The 12,954-nt window shown below is 67.8% G+C and carries 8 protein-coding genes; 1 reads left to right on the top strand and 7 read right to left on the bottom strand.

Going from position 1 to position 12,954, the window contains the following annotated elements; translation table 11 throughout:
* Nucleotides 1-74: 74 nt before the first annotated feature.
* The 7 genes from RNL97_RS26340 to ngcE form a co-directional block, all read right to left on the bottom strand.
* Nucleotides 75-1,409: a sugar ABC transporter permease gene (locus RNL97_RS26340; RefSeq protein ID WP_030592824.1), complete on the bottom strand. Its 1,335-nt coding sequence runs from the start codon at nucleotides 1,407-1,409 to the stop codon at nucleotides 75-77.
* A complete protein-coding gene (locus tag RNL97_RS26335; protein WP_010059429.1) occupies nucleotides 1,406-2,194 on the bottom strand; it encodes an ATP-binding cassette domain-containing protein in 789 nt (262 codons plus the stop codon). The genes RNL97_RS26340 and RNL97_RS26335 overlap by 4 nt, the downstream gene beginning before the upstream one ends.
* A gap of 299 nt (nucleotides 2,195-2,493) precedes the next feature.
* Nucleotides 2,494-3,606, bottom strand: a complete 1,113-nt coding sequence (locus tag RNL97_RS26330) for a sugar ABC transporter substrate-binding protein (protein WP_030592826.1) — start codon at nucleotides 3,604-3,606, stop codon at nucleotides 2,494-2,496.
* A 120-nt stretch (nucleotides 3,607-3,726) separates the two neighbouring features.
* On the bottom strand, nucleotides 3,727-4,926 hold the full coding sequence (locus RNL97_RS26325) for an ROK family transcriptional regulator (RefSeq protein ID WP_030592828.1): 1,200 nt from the start codon (nucleotides 4,924-4,926) through the stop codon (nucleotides 3,727-3,729).
* Between the two features lie 215 nt (nucleotides 4,927-5,141).
* Entirely contained in the window at nucleotides 5,142-6,092 is a 951-nt protein-coding gene (locus RNL97_RS26320) for a carbohydrate ABC transporter permease (protein WP_030592830.1), read from the bottom strand.
* Nucleotides 6,092-7,012 carry a carbohydrate ABC transporter permease gene (locus RNL97_RS26315; protein ID WP_030592833.1) on the bottom strand — a complete coding sequence of 307 codons (921 nt, stop codon included), beginning with the start codon at nucleotides 7,010-7,012 and terminating at the stop codon, nucleotides 6,092-6,094. The genes RNL97_RS26320 and RNL97_RS26315 overlap by 1 nt, the downstream gene beginning before the upstream one ends.
* Nucleotides 7,013-7,061: 49 nt before the next feature.
* Entirely contained in the window at nucleotides 7,062-8,507 is a 1,446-nt protein-coding gene (ngcE, locus tag RNL97_RS26310) for an N-acetylglucosamine/diacetylchitobiose ABC transporter substrate-binding protein (protein ID WP_030592836.1), read from the bottom strand.
* Nucleotides 8,508-9,009: 502 nt separating this feature from the next.
* On the opposite strand from ngcE, the gene RNL97_RS26305 reads away from it, so the two are divergent.
* A complete protein-coding gene (locus RNL97_RS26305) occupies nucleotides 9,010-12,891 on the top strand; it encodes a GH92 family glycosyl hydrolase (RefSeq protein WP_030592838.1) in 3,882 nt (1,293 codons plus the stop codon).
* Nucleotides 12,892-12,954: the final 63 nt, after the last annotated feature.

Raw genomic sequence — 12,954 nt, 5'->3', positions numbered from 1 at the left:
CGTAGCGATACCCGGACACGCGCAGGTGCCCGGCAGCCCCTCTCGGGACGCCGGGCACCTGCGCGAACGTGCGGTCAGGCGCGACCCGCGGTCTTCTGGGTCTTACGGGTGACGGAGTCGATGACGACCGTGGCGAGGAGCACGGCGCCGGTGACCATGTACTGGATCGGCGTGGCGATGCCCTCCAGCGACAGTCCGTACTGGATCGAGACGATCACCATGACGCCGAGCAGGGCGTTCCAGGTGCGGCCGCGGCCGCCGAAGAGGCTGGTGCCGCCGATGACGGCCGCCGCGATGACGTTCATCAGGAGGTCTCCGGTGCCGGAGCCCTGGTTGGCCGCCGCGATCTTGGAAGCCCAGAACAGGCCGCCGATCGCCGCGAAGGTGCCCGCGATGGAGAAGACGGAGATCCGGATCGCGGTGACGTTGATACCGGCGCGCCGGGAGGCCTCGACGCTGCCGCCGAGTGCGAAGATCTTCCGCCCGTAAGCCGTCCGGCGGAGCAGGAAGTCCGTGCCGACCAGGACGATCAGGAAGAGGACCAGCGCGAGCGGCAGGCCGCGGTACTGGTTGAACATGTACGCGGCGGCGAAGGCGAACACCGCGAGGACCGCGGTGCGCACGGCGATGTCGGCGATCGGGCGGGACGGGATGCCCGCGGCCTCGCGGCGGCGGGTGTCCAGGAAGGCGGCGGCGAAGTAGCCGACGACCGCGACGGCGGCGAGCCCGTAGGCGGCGGCGACGTCGGTGAAGTAGTACGTGGTCAGCTGGCCGACCACCCCTTCGCCGTCCAGGTTGATCGTGCCGGAGTCGCCGAGCAGCTGGAGCATGAAGCCGAGCCAGAACAGCAGGCCGGCCAGGGTGACGGCGAAGGCCGGGGCCCCGATCCGGGCGAAGAAGAAGCCGTGGATCGCGCCCATCACCGCGCCGCTGACGATGGCGACGACGATCGCCAGCCATTCGTTCATGCCCTGGGTGACGCTGAGCACCGCGATCAGGGCGCCGGAGACACCGGAGACGGAGCCGACCGAGAGGTCGATCTCGCCGAGCAGCAGGACGAAGATGATGCCCACGGCCATCATCCCGGTGGCGACCATGGTGACCGCGATGTCGCTGATGTTCTTCGCGGAGAGGAACTCGGAGTTCAGGCTCTGGAAGACGATGGCGATGATCGCGAGGCCGATGACCACCGGGATCGAGCCCAGGTCACCGCCGCTGATCTTGCGCTTGAACTCGGTGAGGTATCCGGCGAAGCCCTGCTCGCGGATGAGCAGCCGGGGGTCGACGACCGTGGCGGCACCCTCGGCGGCGTCCGGGTTGCCGACCGGCGGCGTGTCCGCCGGGCCGGTGCCCTTGTCCAGCGAGGTGCTGCTCTTGTCCACCGTGTTGGTGGTCTCGTCGGTGGTCACTTGGAAACCTCCGCGTTGCGCGCCGCACGTCGGGTCACGGCGTTGTCCGTGGCGCCCGTGATGGCGGAGATGATCTCTTCCTGGGAGGTGGTCTTCACATCGAAGACACCGTTGTTCCGGCCCAGCCGGAGCACGGCGACCTTGTCGGCCACAGCCTTCACGTCGGCCATGTTGTGGCTGATGAGGATGACCGCGTGACCGCGCTCGCGCAACCGCTCGACCAGGTCGAGGACCTGGGCGGTCTGCTCGACGCCGAGGGCGGCGGTCGGCTCGTCGAGGATGACGAGCTTGGGCTCACCGAGCATCGACCGGGCGATGGCCACGGTCTGGCGCTGGCCGCCGGAGAGCGAGGCGATCGGGATGCGGACGCTCGGGATCCGGATGGAGAGCGTGGAGAGCAGCTCGCGGGAGCGGCGCTCCATCTCCACCTCGTCCAGGATGCCGAACTTGCGCAGCTCCCGGCCCAGGTAGAGGTTGCCGACGACATCGATGTTGTCGCACAGCGCGAGGTCCTGATAGACGGTCGCGACGCCCAGGTTCTGGGAGTCGTGCGGCTTGTTGATCTGCACCGCCCGGCCCTCCCACTCGATGACGCCGTCATCGATGGGGTGCACTCCGGCGATCGTCTTGACCAGCGTTGATTTACCGGCGCCGTTGTCGCCGACCAGGGCGACCACCTCGCCGGCGTGGACCTCAAGCTCTACATCGGTGAGTACCTGGACGGCACCGAAGCGCTTGGAGACCCCTCGCAACGCCAACACGGGCGTAGCGGACACATGAACCATCTCCTTCGCCGCCTGACCGGCGGGGATGCCGCGCCCGGGGGAAGGCGCGGCGGTGTCGAGCAGAAGAGATACGGGAAGAGCGGTGAAGCGTTCCGTCCGGCGCCCCGCCCGGTAGCGGGACGGTTGGTGTGCGGGACGCCGGACAGGCTTCGTGACGCGGGCGGGCCGGGGGCCTGCGCCCGCGCGGGCGGTGGGCCGCCCGGCCCTCGCGGAGGCGCGGCGGACCGGGTGGCGGTGGTGATGGCGGGACCCGGCTGCTCGGGGCGGGCCGGGTCCCTGGGGCCGGAGCCCCGGGGGGACTACTTCAGACCGATCTTGTCGCAGGCGGCCTTGTACTTGGCCGAGCAGATCTCGTCCAGCGTCCAGATGCCGTCCTTGATGACGGTGTCCTTGATGTTGTCCTTGGTCAGCGAGACGACCGGGACGAGGACGGTCGGGATGCCCTTCGTGGTGGCGCTGTCGACCTTAGAGGTGGCGATGGAGTCGAGCTTCTCGCCCTTGGCGAGCGCGACGGCCATCTCCGCGGCGACGATGCCCTCGGCCGGGTAGGACTTGTAGACGCTCATGAACTGCTCACCGGAGACGATGCGCTGCACACCCGCGAGCTCGGCGTCCTGGCCGGTGACCGGCGGGAGCGGGTCGAGACCGGCGCCCTTGAGGGCGGTGATGATGCCGCCCGCCATGCCGTCGTTGGCGGAGTAGACGCCGTCGATCTTGTCCTTGCCGAGCGCGGTGATCGCCGCTTCCATGTTGGCGTTGGCGTTCTCCGGCTTCCACTCCTTGGTGTCGTACTCCTTGCCGTACTTCACCTTGCCGTCGAGGACGGACTTGGCGCCCTTCTTGAAGAGCGCGGCGTTCGGGTCGGTGATCGCACCGTTCATCATCACGATCGTGCCGCCGTCGGCCTTGTCGCCCAGGGCCTCCAGCAGGGCGGTGCCCTGGGCCCGGCCGACCTCTTCGTTGTCGAAGGAGGTGTAGGCGTCGATGGGGCCCTCGGCGAGGCGGTCGAAGGCGACGACCGGGATGCCGGCGTCCTTGGCCTTCTTGACGCTGTTGGCGATCGCCTTGGAGTCGACCGAGCCCAGGATGAGGGCGTCGACCTTGTTGGTGATCATGGTGTCGACCTGCTGCGCCTGCGTGTTCGCATCCTGCTTGGCGTTGGCGTAGGTGACCTTCGCCTTGCCGTCGGTGAGCTCGCTGATCTTCTTCTCGATGATCGGCCGGTCGAACTTCTCGTAACGGGCCGTCTGGTTCTCGGGAAGGAGCAGACCTATCTTCAGGTCGTCGCCCTTCTTCTCCGAGCTCTGTTCGGCCTTGTCGCCGGACTCCTTGGCGCTCCCGCAAGCGGCCAGCGAGATCGCCATCGTGGTGGCGGCAACGGCAACGGCGGCACGACGCATACGCGTGTTCATTCTCGAACCTCCCTGACGAGGCCGCGACGTTGCGGCCGAGGTGGCTGGAAGTCAACTCGGCCCCAGCGCCAGCGTCAAGGAGTAAATCCTTAACGAGATGACAACGGTGCCATTCGTTATCTAAGTGAAGGCAGGAGTGGCCACGGGGAGGGTGCTCTCCAAAAGGGTTGAATCCCCCATCTCGCTGAGCACCAGGGCGAGTGCGCCCAGCACCTCGGCACGGCCGCCGAGCGCCCCGGGGAGGACCGAGAGCTGCCGGGCGGCGCTGGGGATCGCGTACCGCGACACGGAGTCCCGTATGGGCCCCAGGACCAGCTCCCCGGCCTCCGCCAGCGAGCCGCCGAGCACGACGCGGCTGGGGTTGAGCAGATTGCACAGGTTGGCCACGCCGCTGCCTATGTGGCGGCCCACGTCCCCGATCACCCGGCGGCACCCGGGGTCGCCCTCCCGGGCCAGCTGGACCACCCGCTCCATGGTGAGCCCGGGGCCGTGGCTGGGCTGGAGCAGCGGCAGGACGTAGCGGGCGGCGGTGAAGGTCTCCAGGCAGCCGCGGTTGCCGCAGCGGCAGACCGGTCCCGACTCGTCGAGCGTGATGTGCCCGATCTCGCCGGCCGTGCCGCCGGGGCCCCGATAGATGGTCCCGTCGATCACCAGACCGGCGCCGACCCCGCTGGCCACCTTGATGTACGCGAGGTCCTTGACGCCCCGGCCGCTGCCCCAGACCAGCTCGCCCAGCGCTCCGAGGTTGGCGTCGTTGTCGACGTACACGGGCACGCCGAGGCGGCCGGAGAGCTCCTCGCTGGGGTTGATGCCCGTCCAGCCCGGCAGGATGGAGGTGGAGCCCAGCGTGCCGGACTCGACGTCGATGGGGCCCGGCACGCCGAGACCGACGCCGATCACCTTGTCCGGGCCGATCCCGGTGGCCTCGATCAGCCGCTTGACCAGCACCTCGGCCCGGTCGAAACCCTCGGCGGACGAGGCGTCGACGTCCAGCGGCTCGGACTCCTCGGCGAGCACCTGGTGGGCGAGGTTGCCAACGGCGACACGCAGATGCGTATGGCCGAAGTCGACGCCGATGACGATGCCCGCGTCGCCGCTGAGCGAGACGCTGCGGGCCCGCCGGCCGCCCGCCGAGGTGGGGGTGACCTCGACCGTTCCCCCGTCCTTCAGCTCCCGGACGATATTGGAGACGGTGGCCGCGGAGAGGCCGGTGCTCCGGGCGATCTCCGCCTGGGTGAGCGCTCCCGCCATCCGTACGGCGCGGACGACCCGCTCCAGATTGGCCCTGTGCAGCGATGTCTGCGACCCGGGAGTCTCCATCGACTCATCCACTCCTGCCCTTGGCGGGCGGTCCCGGAGGACCGCCCCGGTCGGGGCCGCAGCGATGAGACCCCGGCTTCCTCCAACATGTGAACTCTAAGCTGACCGTTCGGGGGTGCCTCCCGTCAAGACCTGAGCACCGGCGCACCCCACAACGGCCCGGTGCCCCGGCGGACTCGATCCGCCGGGGCACCGGGCCGTTGTGGATACGTGACCTACTTCAGCGCGCCCGCCGTCAGACCGGAGACGACCTGGCGCTGGAAGATGATGTACGCGGCCAGCACGGGCAGCATCGCGATCACCAGACCGGCGAAGAGGCCGGAGTAGTCGCCCTTGTAGCCCTGGCTGGCGGCCAGCTCCACCAGGCCCTGGGCCAGCACCCGCTTCTCCGGGTCGGTGTTCAGCACCGTCGGCAGCATGTACTGGTTCCACTGCCCGAGGAAGTTGAAGATCCCGACGCTGATCAGGCCGGGCTTGGCCATCGGCAGCATGACCTGGAAGAACGTGCGGGTGTGCGAGGCCCCGTCGATGATCGACGCTTCCGCCACCGAGGTCGGCAGCGTACGGAAGAACGAGGTCAGGAAGAACACGGTGAACGGCAGCGAGTACGCGATGTACACGGCGATCAGGCCGTGGATCGTGTTCAGCAGCCCCATGTTGTCCATGACGTAGAACAGCGGGACCAGCGCCAGCATGATCGGGAAGCTCATGCCGCCGACGAACAAGAAGTAGATGAAGCGGTTCCCGGGGAACTCGAAGCGGGCGAGCACATAGGCGGCCATGGACCCGAGGACCAGGGTGCCGACGAGCGACCCGCCCACCACCAGGATGGTGTTCAGGAAGTACTCGCTCATATGGGCCTGGCTCCAGGCCCGGCCCCAGCTGTCGAAGTTCAGCGAACTGGGCAGCGACCACGGAGTGTTGAAGATGTCCGAGTCGGTCTTGAACGAGGACATCACCGCCCAGAACAGCGGCAGGACGACCATGATCGCCCACAGGATGAGCATCCCGTGCGAGAAGACGTTGAGGACGTGGCCCTCGCTGCTCTTCACGGGGGCCGACGAGCCCTTGGAGACCGTGCCGGTGCGCTGGGCCGGGACCTTGGCCGCGTCGGCGTCGGACGGGGTTCCGGAGGGCCCGGACGGAGGGGTGTCAGTGGTCTTCATCAGAACTCCAGCCGCTCGCGCCGGCCCACCCGCATGACGATGGCGGCGAACGCCAGCGTCACGAGGAGCAGGGCGACACCGATCGTGGTCGCGTAGCCCGCCTGTCCGTCACGGAACGCCGACTGGTAGACGTACAGCGGCAGGACGGTGGTCGAGTAGTCGGGCCCGCCGGGACCGACGCTCATGATGTGGACGATGGCGAAGCCCTCGGCGCCGAGCGCCAGGATGCCCATGTAGACCCAGCCGGACTGGACCGTGTCCCACAGCAGGGGCAGCGTGATCCGGAAGAAGGTCGTGAAGCGGCTCGCGCCGTCCAGCAGGGCCGCCTCGTAGAAGTCCTTGGGGATGGAGGCCATGCCCGCGGAGAACAGCACCACGAAGAAGCCGGTGGTGCACCAGACGAGGACCGCCATGATGACCCACAGGGCCAGCTGCGGATCGCCCAGCCAGTCCGGTACGTCGTTGAAGCCCACGGCCTTGAGCGTGCCGTTGATCATGCCCTGGGCCGGGTCGAAAGCGAACTGGAACAGGATGGCCACGATCGCGATCGAGAGCACCTGCGGGAAGAAGTACGCGATCTTGTAGAACCCCGAGCCCCGTACGCCGCTGATGGCGGCGCCCTTGCGGCGCCGCCCGCCGACGTTGAGCATGAAGGCGAAGAAGAGCGCGAGGCCCAGCGTCACCAGCGGGAGCAGCACCGCCAGCAGCACACTGTGCTGCAGCGATTTCCAGAAGACGTCGTCGTCGAGCATCTTGGTGTAGTTGTCGAACCCGACCATCTTGAAGTCGGGGCTCAGACCCGTCCAGTCCGTGAACGAGTAGTAGATGGACTGGATGAAGGGCCAGATGACGAAGATGACGTACAACGTCATCGGGACCACCAAGAACCCGACTATGAACCGGTATTTACCGTGTTGCATCGTTACCGACTCCGACCTTCCCGTGCTGCCCGCCGCTGGTGACGCGTGGTCACTGGTGCTTGAAGTGCTTGATGGACTGGTCCTTGGCGGTCGCGTCGGCGAAGGCCTGGATCTTCTTGATGGTCTCGGCCGGCTTGGCGCGGCCCGCCATCATCTCGCCGAGCGCGGCGACACCGATCTGCTCCTTCTGGAGCTTCACGTACCAGTCCTGCAGGCGCGGGTTGACCACGTTGGTGCCGGCCTTCTCCAGCGCGGCGACACCGGACTTGAGGCCGTCCGACAGCTCGATGCCGTCCGTGCCGCCGTTGAAGGCGGACAGCGACTTCGTGCTGGCGGTGAAGGACTTGGAGGAGGCCTCGCTGAGCATGATGCGCAGCTGCTCCATACCGCCCTCGACGTTCTTCGCCTTGCTCGGGACGATGAACGGCTCGCCGCCGGACGCCCAGATGGTGCCGAAGGGCATCTTGTCGGAGGAGTCGAGGCTGGAGGGAGCGCCCACGGACAGCTTGAAGTCCTTGGGGATGATCGCCGCTTCCTCGTTCTCCACCCAGGAGCCGTTCGGGATGAACAGCGCCTTGCCGCGGGCCCAGGCGCCCTGCGAACCGCGGTGGTCCAGGCCGGGGGTGCCCTTGAGGATGTAGTCCTTGGCGACGAGCTCGTAGTACGCCTCGAAGGCCGCCTTGACCGCGGGGTGCTCCCAGGCCTTCGGCTCCAGGTTGTCGATCGCGTCGAGGACCTCACTGCCGCCGATCTTGGCGATGAAGGGGTACAGCGAGAAGGGGAGGTAGTACGGGTGCTTGCCGGGGTAGGTCCAGCCGGCAATGCCCTGCTTCTTCGCCTTCGCGCAGAGCGCGAGCATGTCGTCCCAGTTCTCCGGGTACGTGGCGTCGAGCTTCTCCAGCGCGGTCTGCGAGTACCAGACGCCGTAGACCGTGTACGCGTAGTACATGATCCAGACCGGGTCGCCGTCGAACTGGCCCATCTCGACGATGCCGGGCCGCAGGGTGTCGCGGACCTTCTTGGCGGGGTCGTCGATGGAGGGGGCGTCGAGGAGCGGGGTCAGGTCGGTGAGCTGCTTCTTGCCGACCAGGACGCCCATGTCCATCTGCTGGGCCCCGGAGTTGTCGATCAGGTCCGGCGGGGTGCCACCGTTGAACCGCGGCTGAAGAACCGACTGGATCTTCTGCGTGGCCGAGAACTTGACCTTCGCCTCGGGGTAGGTCTTCTCGTAGACGGCCTTGGCGTCCTCGGCGTACTTGGTACCGAAGCCGCCGTCGAAGATGACGATCTCCAGCGGGGCGCTGCCGTTGACGGCCAGCGGGTTCTTGTCGCTCTTTTCGCCCTTTTCGACCTTGTCGTCGCTGCTGCTGTCGCCGCTCGCGCAGGCGGACAGGAAGCTCATCGTCGGAACAGCGATCAGGCCGAGTGCGGCAGAACGCTTGATCAGATCGCGACGGCCAAGGCCCTCATTGTTGTGGGCGGAGGTGGATCCCATGCTCAAGTCCTCGCCTTCTCCAGGACTCAGGCGGTGTACCGGTCACCCGTCGAGAATTCGCCTCAGGCGAAGGGCCCCGCCACCGCGGTCAGTTGCGCTTGGGTCATGCGGATATGCAGATGTACCGGACAGGCCGGTGCAGTGGGGATGCCGGGAGACCGTACAGCGAGGACGCCCTCGGCGTCCTCGCGACGTTCCTGTTTCCCCCGCGCACATCCGTGTGAAACGGCTGTGCAGATGCCGACAGGTATAGTCCACTTGTCGCCAACTGAGCAAGATCGAAAGCAGGTTTGGGCGGCAGTCTTTCCCGAGTTGAGACCTCACGGACACCTCGGCGTCCCGCCCCCTCCTCCCGCGGCGGCTATTTCCCCATTCGGGCCGATTCGCCGCCGGGCCGCGCGGCAACACCCTTGACACGTCCTGTCACTTGGCTCCCTACTGGACCTTGCATCCCGCTATGACAACGTTGTCCATGTATTTTCCCGGGGAGGAACGGCTCGGCATGCAGCCACCACGCGGCCTCAACCACGGCTCCGACACAGCCCCTCACGCGGTCCCCCGCCCGGCTCCCCGCCGGAGACGGACCCCCACAGCAGCCGCCCTGGCGGCATCCCTCGCCCTGGTGGTGATCGCCCCCGCGGTCGCCACCGCGCAGCCCTCCTCGCCGGACCGGAAGCCGTCCGGCGACCGGACGTTCACCACCTCCTTCGAGGCGGACGAGAAGCAGCCGGACTGGCGCAACACCGTCGAGGAGGGCCCCGACGGCAAGAAGCGGTCCTCCGGTGTCGACGGGGGCTTCTCCTCCGGCATACCGGGCAATGTCACCGACCGGGTGACGGAGGTGCGCGCGAGCGCCGAGAACACCGCGGGCGGCGAGGTGAAGGAGAACCTCGTCGACGTCGAGCCCGGCTCCAAGTGGCTGACGTTCGCGAAGACCGGCTGGGTCGAGTTCGATCTGGACGAACCCGCCAAGGTCGTGACATACGCGCTCACTTCGGCCAACGACCACGCCGAACGCGATCCGAAGAACTGGACGCTCAAGGGCTCGGCCGACGGCAAGGAGTGGACCGACCTCGACACCCGCACCGGCGAGACCTTCGCCAAGCGGCACGAGACGAAGACGTACGACTTCGCGGGCGGCACCGCCTACCGGCACTTCCGCCTGGAGATCACGGCGAACGGCGGTGCGGACGCGCTCCAGCTCGCCGACGTTCAGTTCTCGAACGGTGACACCTCCGTCCCGGTGCCCGAGGAGATGCGCAGCCAGCCCGACCGCGGCCCCTCCGGCTCCCCCACCGCCAAATCGGGTGCGGGATTCACCGGAAAGAAGGCACTGCGTTACGCGGGTACGCACACGCCCGACGGACGCGCGTACTCGTACAACAAGATCTTCGACGTGAACACGGCCGTCACCAAGGACACCGAGCTGTCCTACCTCGTCTATCCGCAGATGGGCGAGACGGACCTGAACTACCCGGCCACACACGTCGCGGTGGACCTCGCCTTCACCGACGGCACCTACCTGAGCGAGCTGAAGGCCACCGACAGCCACGGTGGGCTGCTGACCCCGCAGGGCCAGGCCGATGCCAAGCGCCTCTACGTCAACCAGTGGAACAAGGTCGCCGCCCGGCTCGGCACGGTCGCCGCGGGCAAGACGGTCGACCGGATCCTGGTGGCGTACGACTCCCCCAAGGGGAAGGCGAAGTTCCAGGGCTGGATCGACGACATCGCGATCGCCCCGAAGAAGCCCGAGAAGCGCAAGGCGCATCTGTCGGACTACGCGCTGACGACCCGCGGCACCAACTCCAGCGGCGGCTTCTCGCGCGGCAACAACATTCCGGCCACCGCGGTCCCGCATGGCTTCAACTTCTGGACGCCGGTGACGAACGCCGGTTCGCTGAGCTGGCTGTACGACTACCACCGGGGCAACAACGCGGACAACCTCCCCACGCTCCAGGCCTTCGGCGCGAGCCATGAGCCGAGCCCGTGGATGGGCGACCGGCAGACCTTCCAGCTGATGCCGTCGGCCGCGAGCGGCACCCCGGACGCGTCCCGGACCGCCCGCGCCCTGCCGTTCCGGCACGAGAACGAGACGGCGAAGCCGCACTACTACGGCGTCACGTTCGAGAACGGCCTCAAGGCCGAGATGACGCCGACCGACCACGCGGCGCGGATGCGGTTCACCTATCCGGGCAAGGACGCCAGCCTGATCTTCGACAACGTCTCGAACGCCGGCGGCATCACACTGGACCCCGGGACCAGCTCGTTCTCCGGTTACACGGACGTCAAGAGCGGTCTGTCCACCGGCGCGACCCGGATGTTCGTCCACGGCGTCTTCGACGCGCCGGTCACCGACAGCGGCAAGCTGAAGGGCGGCGGGGGCGACGACGTCACCGGGTTCTTCCGCTTCGACGCGGGCAAGGACCGTACGGTCAACCTGCGGCTGGCCACGTCGCTGATCGGCGTCGACCAGGCGAAGCAGAACCTGGCGATGGAGATCCCGGAGTCCACCTCGTTCGAGCGTGTGCAGCGCAAGGCGCAGGGCGCCTGGGACGACATCCTGGGGACGGTCGAGGTCGAGGGCGCCAACGCCGACCAGCTGACGACGCTCTACTCCAGCCTCTACCGGCTCTACCTCTACCCGAACTCCGGCCACGAGAAGGTGAAGGGCAAGAACCGCTACGCCAGCCCCTTCTCCAAGGCGACCGGCGAGAACACCCCGACCCGGACCGGCGCGAAGATCGTCGACGGCGAGGTGTACGTCAACAACGGCTTCTGGGACACCTACCGCACGACGTGGCCCGCCTACTCCTTCTTCTCCCCGAAGAAGGCCGGGAAGCTGGTGGACGGCTTCGTGCAGCACTACAAGGACGGCGGCTGGACCTCGCGCTGGTCCTCCCCCGGCTACGCGGACCTGATGACCGGCACCAGCTCGGACGTGGCGTTCGCCGACGCGTACGTCAAGGGCGTCACGTTCGACGCCGAGGCGGCCTACGACGCGGCGCTCAAGAACGCCACCGTGGCCCCGCCGTCCTCGGGCGTCGGCCGCAAGGGCCTGGAGACCTCGGTCTTCACCGGCTACGCCGACACCGCCACCCACGAGGGGCTGTCCTGGTCCCTGGAGGGTTACGTCAACGACTACGGCATCGCCCGCATGGGCCAGGAGCTGTACAGGAAGACGAAGAAGGCGCGGTACAAGGAAGAGTCCGAGTACTTCATGAACCGGGCGCAGAAGTACGTCAAGCTCTTCGACGACAAGGCCGGGTTCTTCCAGGGCAAGAAGCCTGGCGGCGACTGGCGCCTGCCCTCCGACCAGTACGACCCGCGCGTCTGGGGCTACGACTACACCGAGACCAACGGCTGGGGCTACGCCTTCACCGCCCCGCAGGACAGCCGGGGCCTGGCCAACCTGTACGGCGGCCGCGCGGGTCTGGGCAAGAAGCTGGACACGTACTTCTCGACCCCGGAGACGGCGGGCCCGGAGTTCGTCGGCAGCTACGGCGGGGTCATCCACGAGATGACCGAGGCGCGTGACGTGCGGATGGGCCAGTACGGGCACAGCAACCAGGTCGCCCACCACGCCACGTACATGTACAACGCGGCCTCGCAGCCGTACAAGACGCAGGAGAAGGTCCGCGAGGTACTGGGCCGGCTGTACATCGGCAGCGAGATCGGGCAGGGCATCCACGGCGACGAGGACAACGGCGAGCAGTCGGCCTGGTTCCTCTTCTCCTCGCTCGGCTTCTACCCGCTGGTGATGGGCAGCGGGGAGTACGCGATCGGCTCGCCGCTCTTCAAGAAGGTCACCGTCCGCACGGACAACGGCCGCAAGCTGGTCGTGAAGGCCCCGAAGAACAGCGACAAGAACATCTACGTGCAGGGCGTGAAGGTCAACGGCAAGAAGTGGACCTCCACGGCGCTCCCCCACGACGTGCTGGCCAAGGGGGGCACGCTGGAGTTCGACATGGGCCCGAAGCCGTCGGCCTGGGGCACGGGCAAGGACGCGGCCCCGGTCTCGGTGCAGAAGGACGACAAGGTCCCGACGCCCAAGGGCGACGCGCTGAAGGGTGGCGGCGCGCTGTTCGACGACACCTCGGCCACGTCGGCGACGGTGGAGTCGGTGGAGCTGCCGGTGTCCTCGGCCACGAAGGGTGTTCAGTACACGCTGACCTCGGCGGCGGCGGACAAGGCCCCGAAGGGGTGGACGCTCCAGGGTTCGACGGACGGCAAGGAGTGGAAGGACGTCGACCGCCGCTCCGGCCAGTCGTTCGCCTGGGACAAGCAGACCCGCGTGTTCTCGGTGGCGAAGCCCGGCTCGTACACGAAGTACCGGCTGGTGCTGACGGGTTCGGCGACGCTCGCGGAGGTGGAGCTGCTCTCCTGATCGCTACGCGGTGAGCGACGGCGGCCGGTACCCCGGAGGACGGGGTGCCGGCCGTCGGCGTCC

The organism is Streptomyces parvus (assembly GCF_032121415.1).
In the GTDB taxonomy this organism is placed as follows: domain Bacteria; phylum Actinomycetota; class Actinomycetes; order Streptomycetales; family Streptomycetaceae; genus Streptomyces; species Streptomyces globisporus_A.
This window is presented reverse-complemented; position numbering and strand designations above follow the sequence as displayed.